Origin of the sequence: Lysinibacillus sp. NPDC094403 (assembly GCF_050278745.1) — a bacterium.
Classification (GTDB): Bacteria; Bacillota; Bacilli; order Bacillales_A; family Planococcaceae; genus Lysinibacillus.
In genome coordinates this window covers 15,456-34,401 of sequence record NZ_JBNNTL010000020.1, presented here as the reverse complement: position 1 = coordinate 34,401, position 18,946 = coordinate 15,456, and the positions used below count along the sequence as shown (strand labels likewise).

Annotated in this window: 14 protein-coding genes; 7 read left to right on the top strand and 7 right to left on the bottom strand. The window is 36.3% G+C overall.

Translation table 11 applies throughout. The features are described 5' to 3' along the window. The first annotated feature begins 4 nt into the window (after window positions 1-4). On the top strand, window positions 5-127 hold the full coding sequence (locus ACQKMV_RS20620; RefSeq protein WP_427506178.1) for a hypothetical protein: 123 nt from the start codon (window positions 5-7) through the stop codon (window positions 125-127). Between the two features lie 8 nt (window positions 128-135). Here the strand turns inward: ACQKMV_RS20620 and ACQKMV_RS20615 are convergent, their stop codons facing one another. Then, window positions 136-507, bottom strand: a complete 372-nt coding sequence (locus ACQKMV_RS20615) for an HsmA family protein (RefSeq protein WP_427506176.1) — start codon at window positions 505-507, stop codon at window positions 136-138. A 248-nt stretch (window positions 508-755) separates the two neighbouring features. On the opposite strand from ACQKMV_RS20615, the gene ACQKMV_RS20610 reads away from it, so the two are divergent. Next, entirely contained in the window at window positions 756-1,625 is an 870-nt protein-coding gene (locus ACQKMV_RS20610) for a M23 family metallopeptidase (RefSeq protein WP_427506175.1), read from the top strand. Window positions 1,626-1,905: 280 nt separating this feature from the next. Here the strand turns inward: ACQKMV_RS20610 and ACQKMV_RS20605 are convergent, their stop codons facing one another. After that, on the bottom strand, window positions 1,906-3,612 hold the full coding sequence (locus tag ACQKMV_RS20605) for a methyl-accepting chemotaxis protein (RefSeq protein ID WP_427506173.1): 1,707 nt from the start codon (window positions 3,610-3,612) through the stop codon (window positions 1,906-1,908). Window positions 3,613-3,940: 328 nt separating this feature from the next. On the opposite strand from ACQKMV_RS20605, the gene ACQKMV_RS20600 reads away from it, so the two are divergent. Continuing rightward, complete coding sequence (locus tag ACQKMV_RS20600) at window positions 3,941-4,360, top strand: DUF4440 domain-containing protein (RefSeq protein WP_427506172.1); 420 nt, start codon at window positions 3,941-3,943, stop codon at window positions 4,358-4,360. 111 nt (window positions 4,361-4,471) lie between these two features. On the opposite strand, the gene ACQKMV_RS20595 is transcribed toward ACQKMV_RS20600, so the two are convergent. Further along, window positions 4,472-6,178: a methyl-accepting chemotaxis protein gene (locus ACQKMV_RS20595; protein WP_427506170.1), complete on the bottom strand. Its 1,707-nt coding sequence runs from the start codon at window positions 6,176-6,178 to the stop codon at window positions 4,472-4,474. Between the two features lie 1,594 nt (window positions 6,179-7,772). On the opposite strand from ACQKMV_RS20595, the gene ACQKMV_RS20590 reads away from it, so the two are divergent. Beyond that, a complete protein-coding gene (locus tag ACQKMV_RS20590; RefSeq protein ID WP_427506169.1) occupies window positions 7,773-10,340 on the top strand; it encodes a Cna B-type domain-containing protein in 2,568 nt (855 codons plus the stop codon). An 81-nt stretch (window positions 10,341-10,421) separates the two neighbouring features. On the opposite strand, the gene ACQKMV_RS20585 is transcribed toward ACQKMV_RS20590, so the two are convergent. Then, window positions 10,422-11,294: a DMT family transporter gene (locus ACQKMV_RS20585; protein WP_427506168.1), complete on the bottom strand. Its 873-nt coding sequence runs from the start codon at window positions 11,292-11,294 to the stop codon at window positions 10,422-10,424. Window positions 11,295-11,938: 644 nt separating this feature from the next. On the opposite strand from ACQKMV_RS20585, the gene ACQKMV_RS20580 reads away from it, so the two are divergent. Continuing rightward, window positions 11,939-12,487: an RNA polymerase sigma factor gene (locus tag ACQKMV_RS20580; protein WP_427426329.1), complete on the top strand. Its 549-nt coding sequence runs from the start codon at window positions 11,939-11,941 to the stop codon at window positions 12,485-12,487. A gap of 537 nt (window positions 12,488-13,024) precedes the next feature. On the opposite strand, the gene ACQKMV_RS20575 is transcribed toward ACQKMV_RS20580, so the two are convergent. Further along, window positions 13,025-14,965, bottom strand: coding sequence for a helix-turn-helix domain-containing protein (locus tag ACQKMV_RS20575; RefSeq protein ID WP_427506167.1), 1,941 nt, complete (start codon window positions 14,963-14,965; stop codon window positions 13,025-13,027). Window positions 14,966-15,097: 132 nt separating this feature from the next. Between ACQKMV_RS20575 and ACQKMV_RS20570 the strand changes: the two genes are divergently transcribed. Beyond that, window positions 15,098-16,324: an MFS transporter gene (locus ACQKMV_RS20570; RefSeq protein WP_427506165.1), complete on the top strand. Its 1,227-nt coding sequence runs from the start codon at window positions 15,098-15,100 to the stop codon at window positions 16,322-16,324. Window positions 16,325-16,326: 2 nt separating this feature from the next. Continuing rightward, window positions 16,327-17,739, top strand: a complete 1,413-nt coding sequence (locus ACQKMV_RS20565; RefSeq protein ID WP_427506164.1) for an amidohydrolase — start codon at window positions 16,327-16,329, stop codon at window positions 17,737-17,739. Between the two features lie 233 nt (window positions 17,740-17,972). On the opposite strand, the gene ACQKMV_RS20560 is transcribed toward ACQKMV_RS20565, so the two are convergent. Continuing rightward, window positions 17,973-18,416: a MarR family winged helix-turn-helix transcriptional regulator gene (locus ACQKMV_RS20560; RefSeq protein WP_427506163.1), complete on the bottom strand. Its 444-nt coding sequence runs from the start codon at window positions 18,414-18,416 to the stop codon at window positions 17,973-17,975. A gap of 23 nt (window positions 18,417-18,439) precedes the next feature. Next, the gene (gene spx / locus ACQKMV_RS20555) at window positions 18,440-18,844 is read right to left on the bottom strand and encodes a transcriptional regulator Spx (protein ID WP_427426323.1); all 405 of its coding nucleotides are present in this window, start codon (window positions 18,842-18,844) and stop codon (window positions 18,440-18,442) included. Window positions 18,845-18,946 lie beyond the last annotated feature (102 nt).

The window sequence follows — 18,946 nt, the reverse complement described above, 5'->3', positions numbered from 1 at the left end:
ATTAATGATTAGCCCCAGTTTTATACAAGTACTACGAGAACATCAAGTGAAGATTATTGGCAAGGTGATTGAAAGAAGTTTCGTGGGAAAAGAAAAAGCCGCAGCGTTGGCAGACGCTACAGCTTAAATCCATTCTTATTTGTTGGTCATTCCATATATCATTCCAGATATATAAGGTATTAACCAAATGAACCATACTAATATACTTAACGTATGGAATTTCATCATCATTTTTGAGTCTTTTTTTATCAATACAATAGAAGCCCAAATTGCATGGAATAACATTAACAAGATTGCTAATAAACCTGTTATGCCATGGAAACTAAATAGAGATCCTTGTGTGGCCATTTTTTCCATCATAGTAGTTCCAAGTGTATCGCATAGTAAGCCTAGCCAAAAAATAATCACATGCCATAACTTTAATGTTTTTTGGAACTTTTCTGCCCATACTCCTACGGAATAAAAAATTAGTGCTGCTGTAATAAATATAGTAGCAATTATTAGCATTTCAATCACCCGATTCATAGCACTATTTAAATGTCTTTTTCCTAAAAAAAGAATATATACACCTATTGCTCAGACTTATTATAAAAAAGCAATATGAACATCAGATGAACAACAACATAGAAATTAGCTTCTACATGTTGGAGTCCAGACAGCAAAAAGCAAATATTGTACGTTACTGAAACTTTTCGTAATTAAACTTCGTATATATAATTAAATGTTTTATTTATACATTAATGGGAGTTGTTATTATGAGGGAATTCAGTAGTCCGGAAGAAGTTATAGATATTTGGTTAAAAGAAGGTTACGAAAAAGTTTATGATGCTACATCAAAAGAGTTTCAGAAGATAGTCACTTTAGAACAATTTATTGAGCTAAGCACATCTTTTAATAATGGTGTTAAAAATTATCAATTAGAAACAAAGACGGTATTACAAAATTTAACACATTATGTATGGGTAGATGATAAACGTGAGAAAGCAGTTGTAGCTTCCTTTGATAAATTCAATCAAATACAGGGTTTTTATTTAACGCCTTTTACTGTTTTTCAAAAAACGGATCAACAATATACAAAAAATAAATACATAATGCCAATTAGAGATGAGTGGTTTGTTTTTTGGGGTGGTACGAATGAATTTGTAAATTATCATTATTTATATGAAAGTCAGCGATATGCTTACGATTTAGTAAAAGTTCAAGATGGACAATCTTATCAAAATAGTCAAATTCGAAATGAAAATTTTTATGCTTTTGATGAAGATATTATAGCGCCAGCAGATGGTAAAGTCGTAAAAGTTGTAGATGGAATAAAAGATAATGTGCCTGGTGAAATGGATGAACATAATCCAGCAGGAAACTATGTCGTGATTGAACATGCAAATAATGAATTTAGTATGATTGCACATTTTAAACAGAACTCGATTTTAGTAAAATCAGGTGAAATCGTAACGGAAGGGCAACTTATTGGGAAATGCGGAAATTCTGGTAATTCTTCAGAACCTCATATTCATTTTCAGGTAATGGATACACCGGATATTGTAAATGGGAAATCAATTCGTATTCTATTTAAAGATGGTAAAGAGCCAATACAAGGGGATACGATATCTAATACATACGAATAAAAAGATAGTTTGACAGAAATATTATAAATCCTAAGAACAATAGGTCGGTTTTAATAACGGAGGCTGTTTTTAACGATTCGTATGAAGAACTAATAAAAGCAGTGAGCAGTGCCAATATTGGAACTTGCTCACTTTTTTAGATGCTCACAAAAGCAAAATGAAAAAGGATTAAGTCCGGTTCAAAACCGAACTTAATCCTTAAGAGCTACTTAACTAAAGAAGCGGCATAGGGGGGCACTTCAAAATGAAGTGACCTTCTAATCATTAGTGGCAAATCATATTAAACTCGGAATTGAGCAGCTAAGTCTCTTAACTCTTCTGCCAAGTTTGCAAGTGCATAAGCAGATGATGAAATTTCCTCCATTGATGCCATTTGTTCTTCAGATGTAGCAGAAATACTTTCTGTGCCAGCGGTAGTAGATTGAGTGATGGAGTGGATTGTATTCATACTACCAACAATTTCTTCAGTTCCTGCTGCCATTTGCTCGACCGCCGCAGATACCTCTTCTACCTGCATCGTAACATTTTGAATGGCATCTTGAATTGAAGCGAAAGTTGTACGTGTATTTTCGGTTGTTTTAACCCCTTCTGAAATTTCCGCTGTTACTAACTTCATTGATTCAACAGCCCTATGAGTATCTTTCTGTGTCTCTGAAATCAACATTTCAATTTGGTTAGAAGAAACAGCAGACTGTTCTGCTAATTTCCTAACTTCATCTGCAACGACGGCAAAGCCTTTTCCATGCTCGCCAGCACGTGCGGCTTCAATTGCGGCGTTCAGGGCAAGGAGATTTGTTTGTTCAGCAATTGCTGTAATTGAATCAATAATTTGACCGATTTCATTAGAACGTTTGCCTAACATGTCGACAACTTCGGATAAGCCATTTACTCGTTCTGTGATGTCCATCATTTGTTGATTCATTTGATTCGCGGCATCTATACCATTTATCACCAGGGATAAAGAATCACTTGAAAGTTCGGTTACAGCTTGAGCATTTCCAGCTACTTGTTGTACACCTGTTGAAAGCTCATTGACAGTATTGACGGTGCTAGAGACATTGTTTAGTTGCTCTACTGAACCATGAGCGATAGTTTCCATCGTATTTGCAACCATCTCTGTTGCTTTCGTAGTTTCAGCTGCATTAGCATTCAATTCTTCAGATGCTGCGGCTACATGATTAGCAGTTTCAGTCACTTTAGTTACCGTATTACGAATATTATTAAGCATCGAATTAAATGATAGGGTTAATTGACCAATTTCATCTTTGGATGAATAGGTACCTTGTACAGTCAAATCTCCATCGCCTGCTTTTAACATATTAGCCTGCAACTCTTTCACTGGATTTACAATTAAACGTGCAATCCATGTTGCCAATGTAATAAAGAAAATAATGGCTAAAACAGTGAGAATGGCAGAAATAAGCATAGTAGTGTATAGACTTTGTTCATTTGCTTTATTCAACTGTTTAGCATCATCAGAACATATAATCATAAGATCACGTGCATCATTTGCCACTTTCTCACGAAAATCCTGCATAGATGTAGTGTATAAAGAATAAGCTTCCTCGTTTCGGTTTTTACTAGCCAAATCAATGACCTCTGTCATAGTACTAAAATAACCGTCGAGATTGGATTGAATAGATTCTAACAGTTTTCGTTCATCTTCATGTCCACTGTAAGAGTCTTTGAATTCTACAATTGTTTCTTCAATATTTTGAGATCTTTCTGTGACGTTCGCTTGTAGCTCGGTATTACGTTTAGTATCCATAGTAATCATAAGCTCTAAAACGAAAGAATCCATCGCACGAATGTCAGTTCGAATTTGACCGAGATGTTGGATTGGCAAAAGAGACTCGCTGTACATCTCCTTGGTTTTTTTTGCCATGTCGTTAATGTAATAAAAACCTGCACCTGAAAGAATTAGCAAAAAAATAACAGCGGACGTAATGAGTGTTAAAATTTTCTTTCTAATAGAAAAGTTTTTCAAAAATATTTCCTCCAATGTCTAGATTATCTTCAAAAAAGTGGTATATACTAATAACTTTGGATATATTGAGTAATATGTATTTTGTGATAATATACCACATCTAAGGCGTTAATAAAAAGAGAGTGAATTATGGGATTTTTATGAAAAAAACAAGTGGCTCACCGGACGCGCTCAGTCGGAACGGATATCAACCACACGTTATGGTAATGAGCCATTTATATTTAATGGATTTACAAAAAGGAACAAGATGACGTTTTTAAAAATATTCAAAATATTAAGTTTTGTGTTAAGGTATTTACTGAACTATATTTTATGAGGGGGTTTTTAAATGTCTTCTACGACAACTTTAATCGAAGATTTTCAAAGTTTTTTTAATCGTTTTCAAAATGTATGGAATGGTTGCAACGCAGATGAAATGAATGCTTTGATTTCACCGGATATAGTAGTACGGTGGGTAGGACCTGGTACTGATATTTCAGATTGGGGATACGAAGAGACTTGTAAAGGGTGGGTAGAGGCATATAAACATTATGAAGGTCATGATCCAAAATGGCATTTTAAAGAATTGCACATTACACCTGCATCTGACAATGAAGTGATTGCAACGTTTTGGGTAACTTTTGAAATGGATGGGAAATTTATAGATGTAGTGAAATTATTCGTTCAGAGATTTAGGAAAGAACGAAATGATGAATGGAAACTAATAAGGGAATATTGTGAGCACCTAAGTTCCATAGCTTTAACATAAAACTAAAAGGATTAAGTCCGGTTCAATACCGAACTTAATCCTTTTAAGCAAGGGGGTCACTTACAAATGAAGTGACCCCTAAAGTAGTAAATGTTAGGGTTTTGAACATCATTAAACTCGGAATTGAGCTGCTAAGTCTCTTAACTCTTCTGCCAAGTTTGCAAGTGCATAAGCAGATGATGAAATTTCCTCCATTGATGCCATTTGTTCTTCGGATGTAGCAGAAATACTCTCTGTGCCGGCTGTAGTAGATTTAGTTACGGAATGGATTGTATTCATACTACCAACTATTTCTTCAGTTCCTGCTGCCATTTGCTCGACTGCTGCAGATACTTCTTCTACCTGCATCGTAACACTTTGGATGGCACCTTGAATTGAAGCGAAAGTTGTACGTGTATTTTCTGTTGTTTTAATTCCTGCTGTAACTTCCGTCGTTACCAACTTCATTGATTCAACAGCCTTTTGAGTATCTTTCTGTGTCTCTGAAATCAACACTTCAATTTGGTTTGAAGAAACAGCAGATTGTTCTGCTAATTTCCTAACCTCATCTGCAACGACGGCAAAGCCCTTCCCATGCTCCCCAGCACGTGCGGCTTCGATTGCGGCGTTCAGGGCAAGTAGATTTGTTTGTTCAGCAATCGCTGTAATAGAATCAATAATTTGACCAATTTCATAAGAACGCTTTCCTAACAAGTCGACAACTTCGGATAGACCATTTACTCGATCTGTGATGTCTATCATTTGTTCATTCATTTGATTCGCTGCATTTATACCAGTTATCACCAAGGATAATGAATCCCTTGAAAGCTCACTTACAGATTGAGCGTTTCCAGCTACTTGTTGAACACCTGTTGAAAGCTCATTGACGGTGTTGAATGTATTAGAAACATTATTTAGTTGCTCTACAGATCCATGAGCGATAGTTTCCATCGTATTTGCAACCATCTCTGTTGCCTTTGTAGTTTCTGCTGCATTAACATTCAATTCTTCAGATGCTGCGGCTACATGATTAGCAGTTTCAGTGACCTTTGTTACCGTATTGCGAATATTATTAATCATCAAATTAAATGATTGAGTTAATTGACCGATTTCATCCTTGGATGAGTAGGTACCTTGCACAGTCAAATCACCTTCGCCTGCCTTTAACATATTAGCCTGTAACCCTTTAACTGGATTCACAATTAAACGTCCAATCCATATTGCCAAGGTAATAAACAAAATAATGGCTAAAATAGTGAGAATGGCAGAAACAAGCAAAGTAGTGGATAAACTTTTTTTATTTGCTTCATTCAGCTCATTAGCATCTTTAGAACATAGAGACATAAGATTGCGTGCATCAGTTGCCACTTTCTCACGATAGTTATCCATATCTGTAGTGTATAGGGAATAGGCTTCCTCGTTTCGGTTCTTACTAGCCAAATCTCTGACCTCTGTCATGGCACTAATATAACCGTCGAGATTAGATTTAATAGATTCTAATAGTTTTTGTTCATCTTCTTTTCCAGTATAAGAGTCTTCGAATTTTCCGATTGATTCTTCAATACTTTGAGTTCTTTCTGTGATATTAGCTTGTAGTTCGGCATTACGTTTAGAATCCAAAGTAATCATAAGCTCTAAAAGGAAAGCATCCATCGCACGAGTGTCAGTTCGAATTTGACCGATATATTGGATTGGCAAAAGTGATTCGCTATACATGGATTTGGTTTTTTGTGCCATATCATTAATGTAATAAAAACCGCCACCTGAAATAATTAGCAAAAAAATAACAGCGGACGTAATGAGTGTTAAAATTTTCTTTCTAATAGAAAAGTTTTTCAAAAATATTTCCTCCAATTCCTCGATTATCTTCAAAAAAGTGGTATATACTAATAACTTTGGATTTATTGAGTAATATATATTTTGTAATAATATACCACATCTAAGACGTTAATAAAAAATGAGTGAATTGTGGGATTTTTACGAAAAATGAAAGTTACAGCTTATTGCAATCGAGTTTACTGACGAAAAAAACTTAGTTGAAATGAATGAAAAACTATACAAAACATGAACCATGATTTTCGAGGTTCAATTAGATAAAGATCAATTTGGGACTCTGCAAATTTGCAAACTGCTACTTATGGCAAAATCAGAGGAGTTATCATTCTTTGGCAAAATTGTTATGAATTTATTGGCGGTGGCGTAGACATAAAAAAGTTATTTATCATTAGCATTAGAAAATTGCTTCGCTTCAAAGCAATGTGCTTTCGGTAAAGCACGCGATAAATAGATGCTGTTCTTTATACACTTTCAAGTTACTCATATTAGAACAATTACTTCGGTAGTTATTTTTATTTTCAATAAGTGTTCACTCATATTGTGTGGTCTTTTTAATCAATTTCTCCTTATTATTGTTCATCAACAAAAGTTGTGGATGACATTTGTTAAGAATTATACCTTCTATATAAGTTGATCTTCGTTCCGGCTGGGCGACTCCTTGGGGTTCAGCAATAGAGGAACGGAGGCTAAAATCATCACGTCCTGTGATAACGCCTTCGTGACCAACATCGTGTTGTTGCCGCTGCCGCTTCGCTTTAGATAAAACCCTTTTGCTGTCTCTTCGCTTTCGCACAGACAAAACACGTTGCTGTCGCTACGTTTGCACTGCGCTTTCGCACAAAAAATATCTGTTGCCCCGAATCGCCAGGAAAGCGCCCAGTCGGAACGGAAATCAACCCCTCGCTTTACAGAAGAGCTTTATTTAATAAGACACATTGACACAATAATTTTTCAACAACATGAAAAAAACACCTTTATTGACGTGTTTTTTTTTATTTCATCAAGCAAATTCAATCAAAGGAATGGTGTGAAGAGACAGCGGGAGGGCGTTCTTATATAAATTGAAGGGCGTACTAGAATTTTAAAATATATAGAAAGCAATTGAATTATTAGTTGTCATTAAAGTTTGATTATATATGTCTAAATTTTATTTTAAAAAACTTTTGACTTAATTTGTTTTTATTTCCAACCAAAATATGGTTCCATTAACCTTGCTTGATTCCTTAAAATGGATTTTAATGAAGGTTATGAAAATAAAAATAGTACAAATACCTGATTTTTCTAATAAAGTAGTTATATAGTTGTGTTTCGGTGAAACTTAAAATATTTCCAGTTTCTTTAGTAGCATGTTATATTACTTTAAGTGATTTTTGATTATGTTATTGTGAGTTTAGTTGCTTGTGAAATTTAATATTATAATAATTTTGTTTTATATCATATTAAATACATGGACTATGGTGTTTTTCTTTCACTAAAACCCAAGCATGAAATGTTTAATGAAATAATATGAATCACGTGAAATTTAATACTAGTATGTTAGAGGGAATCTAAATACAATGCTCTGAAATTAGAAATTCAAACAGGAGGTTTATAAATCATGCGAAGTAAGAAAATATTTCCATTATTATTATGTTTTGTAGTCGTACTATTTCAAACAATTGTACCCGTGATCGGAAAAGCACAAGAACTAAACAAAACAGGGTTTATTGATAGTGTGGAAATTAAAAAAACAGATTTATCATACGGTGAACAAACAGGGATTTATGTAACATTTAGTGAAAAACCTAATCTGAGATTAAAAACAGGCGATACAATTACGATGACATTGCCACCTGAATTAAAAGGTTTCAATTCGAATATTAATCTAGAAGATTATGGTTCATGTAATGTGACTAGCGGACAAGTCGTATGTACGTTCAATGACAAAGTAGAGAAACGTGAAAATATTAGAGGTTACTTTAACTTTACTATTCAAGCAACAAATGTAGAATCTGGAGTTACAAAAACGATTCATACGGATTTTGGAACAGATTTAAGTGAGCAAGCTGTAACAATTACGCATCCAAAAAGTAATGGTTCTTCACCAGGAATATTCTTTCATAAATCAGGAGATATTCAGCCCAATAACTCAGATGAAGTTCGCTGGTTCCTAAACTTCAACTTAAAGAAAGAATATCTTGATAGTGATATCGTGTTACAAGATTTTTCAAAAGACGGTCAACAACTACAGAAAGATAGTTTCTTTATCCAAACAAGCGGCCCGTATGGTAATCAGCAATTCACACTTGAAGAGTTTCAAAGAAATGGGCTTGGATATGTGGGTTTTACGAGTGATAATTCATTTAATGTAGTGATTTATCGAGGGTATGCAAGCTTAACATCATTCACTGTAAGTTATAAAACGACTATTACAGCTGAAGGGGTAAATGAAAAATATCTGAAGAATGAATATGATTTGGCTTACAAAGTCAACAACCAAGCCCCAGTACATGAGAAAAACGTTGCTCAAGTAAAAAATATTTTTGCTAATGGTTGGGCTGTAGGAGATTTACCAGACAAAGGTACATTAAGAATACTGAAATATATAGATGGTAATAAAGAGCAAGTCATTCCAGGGGTTCAATTTAAAGTTTTCTCATCAGATGATCAACAAATTGGTGATTATTATACAACCGATGAAAAAGGAATTGTAGAAGTACAAAACTTGAAAGCTGGTGAGTACTATGTACAAGAAGTATCAGCTCCTGAATATGTAACATTTGACGCAAATAAGAAAATTCCATTTACAATAGAAGCTGGAGCTCTAAAAGGTGTAGAAGTACCGATTAGCAACAGTATGAGAAAAATCTCAATTGAGGGAACGAAAACTTGGAGCAACGATAGTGAACAAGATCGCCCTTCAGAAATCAAAGTAGATTTACTAAAAGACGATGCGGTTATTTCTACAAAAACAGTAACAGCAGAAAATGGTTGGAAATATAACTTCGATAACTTAGACCAATACACAGTAAACGGTAAAGAAATCAAATATGCTGTGAAAGAGCAAGCGGTCGAGGGCTATGAGTCTAAAGTAGATGGTTATAATATTTTAAATACTAAAATAGAAAAAACAGTAGAACCAACAGAAAAACCAGTGGAACCAACAGAAAAACCAGTGGAACCAAGTGAAAAACCAGTGGAACCAAGTGAAAAACCAGTGGAACCAAGTGAAAAACCAGTGGAACCAAGTGAAAAATCAGTGGAACCAACAGAAAAACCAGTGGAGCCAACAGAAAAACCAGTGGAACCAAATGAAAAACCAGTGGAACCAAGTGAAAAACCAGTGGAACCAACAGAAAAACCAGTGGAACCAACAGAAAAACCAGTGGAGCCAACAGAAAAACCAGTGGAACCAAGTGAAAAACCAGTGGAACCAACAGAAAAACCAGTGGAACCAACAGAAAAACCAGTGGCACCAACAGAAAAGCCAGTGGAACCAACAGAAAAGCCAGTGGAACCAACAGAAAAGCCAGTGGAACCAACAGAAAAACCAGTGGCACCAACAGAAAAACCGGTAGAACCGACAGAAAAACCAGTCGCACCAACAGAAAAACCGGTGGAACCGACAGAAAAACCAGTGGAACCGACAGAAGAACCAGTCGCACCAACAGAAAAACCGGTGGAACCGACAGAAAAACCAGTGGCACCAACAGAAAAGTCAGTGGAGCCAACAGAAAAGCCAGTGGAGCCAACAGAAAAGCCAGTGGAACCGACAGAAAAACCAGTGGCACCAACAGAAAAGTCAGTGGAACCAAGTGAAAAACCAATGGCACCAACAGAAAAAACGGTGGAACCAAGTGAAAAACCAGTGGAACAGAGTGAAACGAAAGACTCCGAAGATACAGGTAAAGAGGAACAAAAAATAATTCCAGAGAAACAAGAAGAGCAACTGGCAGAACCGATTGAAAAAACAAATGATCTAAAAAATGCGGGTAATGTAGTAGAAAAGCATATCAACAAAGCTGTACAAGATCTAAAAGCTGACAAAGAGAAGCAACAAACTCCAAATAAAGCTGAACGCTTGCCTCAAACAGGGGAAAGTAACACAACTTTATACCAAGTAATTGGTTTAGTCTTAGTAGCTTTAGCATGCTTGTTATTACAACGTAGAAGAAAAGAAATTTAAAATATAACCCCCTGTTCCAACGAACAGGGGGTTTATTATGTTAAAAAAGCTCTTTTGTAGTTCGGTTTTTGTACGTTTCAGTCATTCTTCTCGAATAACCAATAGTACGCCACTAAAGATTAATACAGTTCCAACCCAAAAAGATACGCCGATTTGTTCGCCTAGTAATAGCCATCCTAGGAAGGTGCCGACGATTGGTTGAAAGAAGAAAAATAAACCACCACTTGCGGCATTGAGCATCTGTAATCCACGATTCCAGAGTAAGAAGCCACACGCAGTAGAGATAACGCCTAAGTAGAGTAGGCCACCCCAGATTGATGGTTCTGCCATAGCATGGAAGTCTAAATTTATTAATCGTGGAATGGCTAAAGGTGTTAAGACAATGACAGCGACAAGTGTTCCGTAGCTAGTGACAACGATTTGTGAATACTGCTCCGGTACCCGTTTAATAAGGACGGACATCAGTGACCAGGTTAGGGCAGCGATTAGTAGAGCAACCCCGCCTAATTGATGTGAGGAATCGATATGTGCATTACCTACTATCATATAGACTCCAAATGTCGCTAGAATAATAGAAACAGCTTTTCGTAAGGTGAGTTTTTCTTTTAAAATGAACCGCGCAAAAACAACCATAAACGCCGGTGTTGTTGCAGTAATGATGGCTCCCATTTGAGCAGTAGACAGCATAGTACCTATCTCTTGGGCAACGATAGAAATCGTATTTCCGATTAGCCCAATCATAAAGATTAACAGCCAGTCCCGTTTATCGATTCGCCACGATTGTTTTGTAATAATGCCAATGATGAACAAGGCAATTATTGCAATCATATAGCGCAGCCAGACTAATTCTAAAGGTGGAATAGTATCGACAATTACTTTAACTACTACATACATGCCGCCCCAAATGCTAGCAGCAAGTGATAAATATAAGGAACCTAATAAGGTTTTTTTCATTTTTTCCCCTCCGTTATCTCTAGACAATGCCTGTCCTTAACGGAGATATGAAGATTCTCCGTTAAGGGAGAATAACTTCAGGTACATCGTGTTCAAATAATGGTGAGAAGATCATAATAGCCAGCTCCTTTTATAACCTATTTTATTTATCATATAACATTTTTTTGTATTTGATTAGAAAAAAATGATCCAATTCAGATCGTGTTATGTCACTTACGCCTCCTGTTACGATTGCTACTTTATCTTTTAGTTTCATATTTAATCCCGCCTTTTATTTTGCTGTTGCTTCACCATCGATGACGAATTTGGCACCTGTTGAGAATGAAGACTCATCAGAGGCTAAAATTTGCTTCTCCTTTTCTTATTGTTCTCCACACCTTTAGTTATTTGAATAATCCGAACTTTATTTTGGCAATTTAAGGGAAAGTTATTGAAAGTACAATAAAAAAGAGGTGGAAGGGCGTGTTAAGAAGCTTTCTATCGAAAAAGAAGTATAGTAATAAAACAATATTTACGAATATTACAAGTGAAAGCATCTAAGCTTACACGATTGTAATGTAATTGAAAGCCAATACGATAGAGTGTAATACATTATTTTGCGAGAATGTGTATAGAAGCAAGAACAAGAAGCGGAGGAATACACAATGAATGAAAAATTAGAAGGCGTATATGAGGAATACAATCGTTACATATACCACTTATGTTTAAAACTTACTCGCAATAATGTAGAAGCTGAAGATTTAATGCAAGAAGTATGGGTAAAAGTTGTGCGCTATGAGGATAGCGTTGCCGAGGTGGAGCATATTAAAGCTTGGCTTACAACAATTACAATGAATACATTTAGAGATCGCTATCGTAAAAAAGCACGACGCAGTAAATACATGATGAACCAACCTGAAACATTAGACGTACCGATTTTAGATTTGGTTCCCAACAATGACATTTCAACTGAAGAAAAAATTGAAAAAGATATTGTAACTAAATTAGTACAGGATAAAATGGGTCAATTAGATGGGATATATCGTAAAACATTATGGTATTTCTATATAGACCAATATTCACTTGCTGAAATTTCTTCAATTATGAAAGTTTCAATTGGTACTGTGAAATCTCGTTTATTCCGTGCAAAAGCTCGTTTGAAAGAAATGCTTATGGCTGATGTATCAATAGTAGAGTCTGTGCTACCAGCATGATAACATGCATTGGTCGCACTAAATAATTACTTAGACGGAAGTATTCGTTCGGCCAATTCAAAAAAGATGTATTGCAAAATTACTTTGCGATGCATCTTTTTTTGATTTTATCGCTGGTAAAACAGAGAACAACGCCGGTAAAAGTGCTGGAATCCTGGTAGACCGAGTCAAATCCTTAATATTGTGTAAAATTCTATACAAAGTTTTTCAACCCTGACTTTAGTTTCGCTAAATTTTCCAGCTTATATTGGATTTCGCCGCTAAACCTATGAATTGCGCCGCTAACCAAAGGAGAAGCGCCGCTAAACCTCGAAATCCCACCGCTAGTTACACGACTTTAGTCAAACATCGCTGATAAAGCGCCAGAATCGCTGATAAAACCTCGAACATCGCTGATAAAGCGCCAGAATCGCTGATAAAACCTCGAACATCGCTGATAAGGCGCCAGAATCGCTGATAAAACCTCAAACATCGCTGATAAAGTGCCAGAATCGCTGATAAAACCTCGAACAACGCTGTAGAACCTCGAATTTTCACTCACTCACTTAAATGCAGGGCTAAATGAATCTCTAAATAATGTGCTGGATTGTGTAAATCTCGATCTAATAATTGCTCAATTTTTTCGAGTCGATGGTAGAGTGTATTTTGATGAATGTGTAAAGTAGAAGCTGTTTTCGAAATAGAACGATTTTGATGAATGTAACAACGAAGTGTTTTAAGTAAAGTTTCATCTTTTAACTTGTATAACGGAGCTAATATATCATGAACAAATTGTCCGAGCTCTTCTTCGCTTTGCTTGCTAAATAATCGATTAATACCTAGATCTTCATAACTAATAATTGTTACTTCATCTTCTTTTTGTGCGTGGTGCAAAGCTAGCCTGAGTGCTTGCTTACTTTCTTCTGCACTCTGAGCGACCTTTAGTAAGTGATCCTGTACAGCCCCTATGCCAATTGCAACTTGTTGATGATAAAACTGAACCCAACTGATGATTGCTTGCGTTAATTGTTGTTTTATTTTTTGACGAAACGCTGTATCTCCTTGTAGTACCCAAACGACCGTTTCACGCTGTGTAAATATAAAATGCTGATCTTTAAAATATTGCTGTACATGTTGAATAAATTGCATACTATTTTTATGAGAAAAGTGTTTTAGCTTAAATTTTACGACGAATGTTGGCTTCTTGATATCAAGTCCTAACTCATCATAACGAGAATCAACGAGAGGGGCTCGTCCAGAGATAAGTTGTTGGAAAAGCTCAAAACGTTCTTTAAAATTCGTTTGTCCAGCTGCTTGTATTTGTAATGATTTTAAAGTTAAGCTCATCGCCGCGTTTTCAATAATCATACGTTGCTGACTCGTTAATTGCTCCACACCCTGAATAATTATATAGCCAAAAGTTTCTTTTTCATTTCCGATCGGAAAAACATAGCCTATATCAATTAATTGTTCCTCGTTAATTGTTGCGAGCTTGTCCATCTTCTCCAGCTGTAAAAACGTTTTACGATCTGCTAAATTTACATATTGAACGTCTAATTGTAATAATTCCTTCGTTGTTTGAATGATTTTCATTTCTTGTACATTTTGCAAGGATAGTTTAATAAAGATTTGATGTATTTCATCTTGCTTTACAAAGTAAGCATTTAGCCGTTCTATTTCTTCATATGCTTCCGCATTTCTTATAGCAACTGCTGCCTGCGATGCGAAGCTTTCTAGAAGTCTTAAATCACTTTGTTGAAAAGCACGCTTATTTGTATATTGATGGACAACCATCACACCTAGTTTTCTTTCATTAAAGGCAATAGGAACAGCCATCGATGTAATATTCTCGATTGATCCTAAATGTACAGCTTCCGTTAATGCGTCTCGATTAAATTTCGTGATATTCCTCATGATCTCTAATGCTTCTTGATAGGTGTAAATGTCTGATATACCTGTTTGAAATGTATAACCTGCCATTCCCTCGCCTAATTGCGGGGTATAATCAAAGATACGTTCTGTCACACCCGCACTAGCTACTGTAATTAAACGCTTCATTTCAGGGTTGAATAACATTAAAAATCCACGATCAATTACTGGAATAGCTAAAATGGCAAAATCCATGATCGTTTGCAATAGCGTTTTGATTTTCAAAGTTGAATTCATCGCACCCATTAGCTGAATGATTGCTAATTTTTGTTCACGTTGTTGTATGAGGATTTTCTGATAGAAGGTCTTTTCTAGCTGCCAAGCTAAAAATTGCTCATCATAGCCTGTAAAATCTCCAAAAATGATCCCTTGTACCATATACTCATTTGGCTCAGGTATGTATAACGTTGCACTGAAGCGTTGCTGTTGCTTATCCCAATGTATTCCTTTAAGGTCGGGGTTTATATTACAGGGCTGACCAGAAAATAAAGACCATTCCTTTGTTGCACTATAAATATAAAAGCTACAATTGTCATCGTTCAATATAAATTCATGTTCCCCTAGAGACATCGTTATTTCGACTCCATTCCCTAAATTTCAGAATATATTCTAATGAACTTTTATAAACATTGTAAGATATTCTAATGATTTCGTCCTTATTTTTTCTTAATATTTAGATAATTTGATGAAAGGGGTGGAGTTATGAATGTCGAACTGAAAAAACGCAGTAATTTAATTTTAGGCGTTTTGTTCTTTGGATGGATGGTTTCTTACATTGACCGGACTGCTATTAGCCTAGCTTTAATTAGTATTAGCAAAGATTTGTCCTTATCAGCCACTGAACTAGGATTTGTTTTAAGTGCGTTCTTCTTTGGATATGCTGTGATGCAAATTCCTGGTGGATGGCTAACGGATAAGTACGGACCGATTAAATTATTAATTGGTGCCGTTGTTTTTTGGTCAGTTTTCACTGCATTTACAGGGCTAGCTTGGTCACTCACTTCATTGCTCTTAATTCGATTTTTATTTGGTATTGGGGAAGGGGGATATCCTGCCGCAAGTACAAAAGCAATCTCTATATATTTTCAGAAAGAACAACGTACAAAGGCTCAAGCGACAATGATGTCATCCAATATGATAGGTAGTGCTATCGCTCCTATTATTTGTGCTCCTCTATTATTGCTAATGGATTGGCGCAATGTATTTTTCTTAATTTCTGGTTTAGGACTTATTTTTGTAATCGCTCTTTTGTGGAGTACGAAAAATGCACAGACATTTATAGCAGAGGAGCGAAAGGAAAGCGAAGAGAAGGGCTCTTTTAGCAAAGTATTAAAAAATACTTATCTAATGCGTGTGCTTTTTATTTTCTTCTTTATTAATATTGCGAACTGGGGATTGAGCTCATGGATGCCAACATATTTAATGCAGGTGCATGGTTTAGATTTAAAAAATGTAGGATTCATTGCTGCTATACCAGCTATTTTCGCAGCTATTGGAATGATTATCAGTGGTCGGATCATCTCAAAGCTAGGAGGACGTTCAAAATATGGCGTAATTTTTGGAGCAGTTGTGCTAGCTGTTTGTTTATTTCTCATGTCTACAGCCGCTTCTGCAGCACTAGCTATTACGTATCAATCAATCGCCTTTATATTTGTCTCTTTTATGGCCTCTTTTATATTTACAACGCCACACCGTGTTGTCAATCAACAAAATGTTGGGACAGCTTTTGGTGTAGTAAATTTTGGTGGACAAGCTGCCGGGATTATTTCGCCAATAATTATGGGTTATTTAATTAATGTATCAGGTGGTTCCTTTAAAACATCATTTATATTTTTAGCCATTATGTGTGTAATCGCAGCTGTAATCGCTGTTACGTTACCAGTTAACCATCAGCAACAAACAAATATAAAATCTGTGGAGGGATACTAATTATGAAGAAGCAATTATTTAATTGGATGCAACTACATGAAGAAACTTTCAGTCAGATGGCAAAGAAAATTTGGGACAATCCTCAGCTAGGCTATGAAGAAACATTTGCTTCCTCGCTGCAACAAGATTTTTTGAAAAAAGAAGGATTTGATATTGTTACGCCGATTGATGATGTACAAACTGCCTTTTATGCACAGTGGGGATCAGGTAGTCCGTTTATTGGGTTTTTAGGAGAGTTTGATGCGCTTCCAGGTTTATCGCAGAAAGTCAGTTCATTATATTCGCCTGTAGAGGAGGGGGCACCTGGTCATGGTTGTGGTCACAATTTATTAGGAACGGCTGGAGTAGAAGCTGTAGTTGCCTTAAAAGACGTGATGAAGCTTAACAATTTACAAGGAACGATTCGTTATTATGGATGCCCAGCGGAGGAATTGTTATCTGGAAAATCGTATATGGCACGTGCCGGTGTTTTTGATGATTTAGATGTTGTCTATACGTGGCATCCATTCACGTTTAACATGACTGCGAACTTCTCTATGCAAGCACTCACTGCCATTGAATTTTATTTTTCAGGTCGGACAGCACATGCTGCTGGTGCGCCACATTTGGGGAGAAGTGCGCTTGATGCTGTTGAATTGACGAATGTCGGAGCCAACTATTTACGGGAGCACGTGCCAGATGGTTCTCGTATTCATTATCAAATTACAAATGGTGGCTTAGCACCTAATATTGTTCCAGATAAAGCAAGTGTCTATTATTACCTACGCGGAGCAAATCGTGATGCTGTCAAAGATTTAGAACGCAGACTCATTAAAGTGGCAAAAGGGGCAGCGATGATGACAGAAACAGAAGTGCATTGGGAGCTGAAGGCAGGGTGTTACGATACATTACCGAATTTCACATTAAATGAGCAAATGTTAACGCAGTGGAACGAGCTACCACCATTATCTTTTACAGAGGACGAGCTCACTTTTGCAAAATCACTACAGTCTTCATTAGATCCTTCTGTTCTTGCAGGTACCGCCCAACAATCTTTTGTACCGAATGAAATAAGTGAAGAGGTATTGGTGGAGCAGGTATTTCATATGCCACAAACTTTTCGCCAAACCATGCAAGGTTCTAGCGATTTAGGGGACGTTTCGTGGATTGCACCTCTTGGTCAGGTATTTACAACTTGTGCTCCATATGGGGTCCAAGTGCATACTTGGCAAGCAACTGCTGCTTTTGGATCTTCACTTGGTATGAAGGGGATGCATTATGCGGCAAAAGCGATGGCAGGAGCTGCTCTTGATTCCTTACTAGATCCAGATGTTATTAAAAAAGCGAAGGAAGAATTTGTGAATTTAAGAGCTGGGAAACATTATGAATGTGGTATTCCAGAAGAAGTAAAAGCGCCAAATTCCGGTTTAAACTAAGCGTCTAAAAATAGTTTGGGTGGGGGGATCTTTGGAAGCATAAAAGGCTAGTAGGTGAGTGCCCCGACAATCCTGTGGAAAAACTGGAGCGCAGAGACTTTATATTATGTCATACAACCGATGAAGCTTGGCAGTCGGTGGTAAGGGGGATAAACACCAAAATTTGGCCAAATGAAAAACACCTTAAAAAGTTAGATGCATGTCTAACTTTTTAAGGTGTGAAAATGAAGCGTTTACTCATATCGATTAGGTTCCGCATTGAGTAATTTTGAAAATATATCACGTAATGTTTGTACTTCCTCAGCTGTCAGCATACCAAACATATTGTGTATAAGGTCGCTAACTTGCAGACGGGATTCTTCCAAAATATTTTCGCCATCCGCTGTAATTTTCAATTGAGATGCTCGTCGATCTGTTGCATGCTGTGTTTTTTCAATAAAGCCAGCATTAATGAGCTTACTTGTTAATACAGTAACACCACCAGTTGTCACTTTTAACCGATCAGCAATGGCAGAAGGGCGCTTTGGTCCCTCCTGCGATAAGTAGTCTAAAATTAAAATATGGGATTTTGAAAAGCCGAGTACATTATGATTATTCCACTCGTTTGCCCACTTACGCTCAATGGAAGATACTACTTCAAACAATGAGGTAATGGCTCTTTCTTTTTCTTGATCCATATAAGGTCAACTCCAAAACTGTTTTAACTTTCTTGTGCCAATCTTGTCATCGCGTTTAACTCATAAGCACGTACTTTGCGTGGAATAAAACGACGGATGTCCATCTCATTGTACCCAACTTGAATACGTTTTTCATCAATTAAGATAGGGCTTCGTAACATTCTTGGGTGAGCCTGGATGATTTCAAACAACTCTTGAATAGAGAGCTGCTCAATATCAATATTAAGATTTTTAAAATCATTTGAGTTAGTTGCAATAATTTCGTCTGTTCCATCTTCTGTCATGCTTAAAATCTCTTTAAATTCAGCAAGTGTTAGTGGATGTGAAGTAATTCGTTTTTCTTTATATTCGATGTTGTGATCTTTTAACCATTTTAGTGCTTTTCTGGATGAAGAACAGCTCGCTTGTGAATAAATTGTAACTGTCATTCTTCATTCCCCGCTTTCTTTTTAGGATTATATTTAATATATATCTTATTAGTAAGTTAATTAGGTTATACATATATCTTACTAGTAAGCTATATATAAATC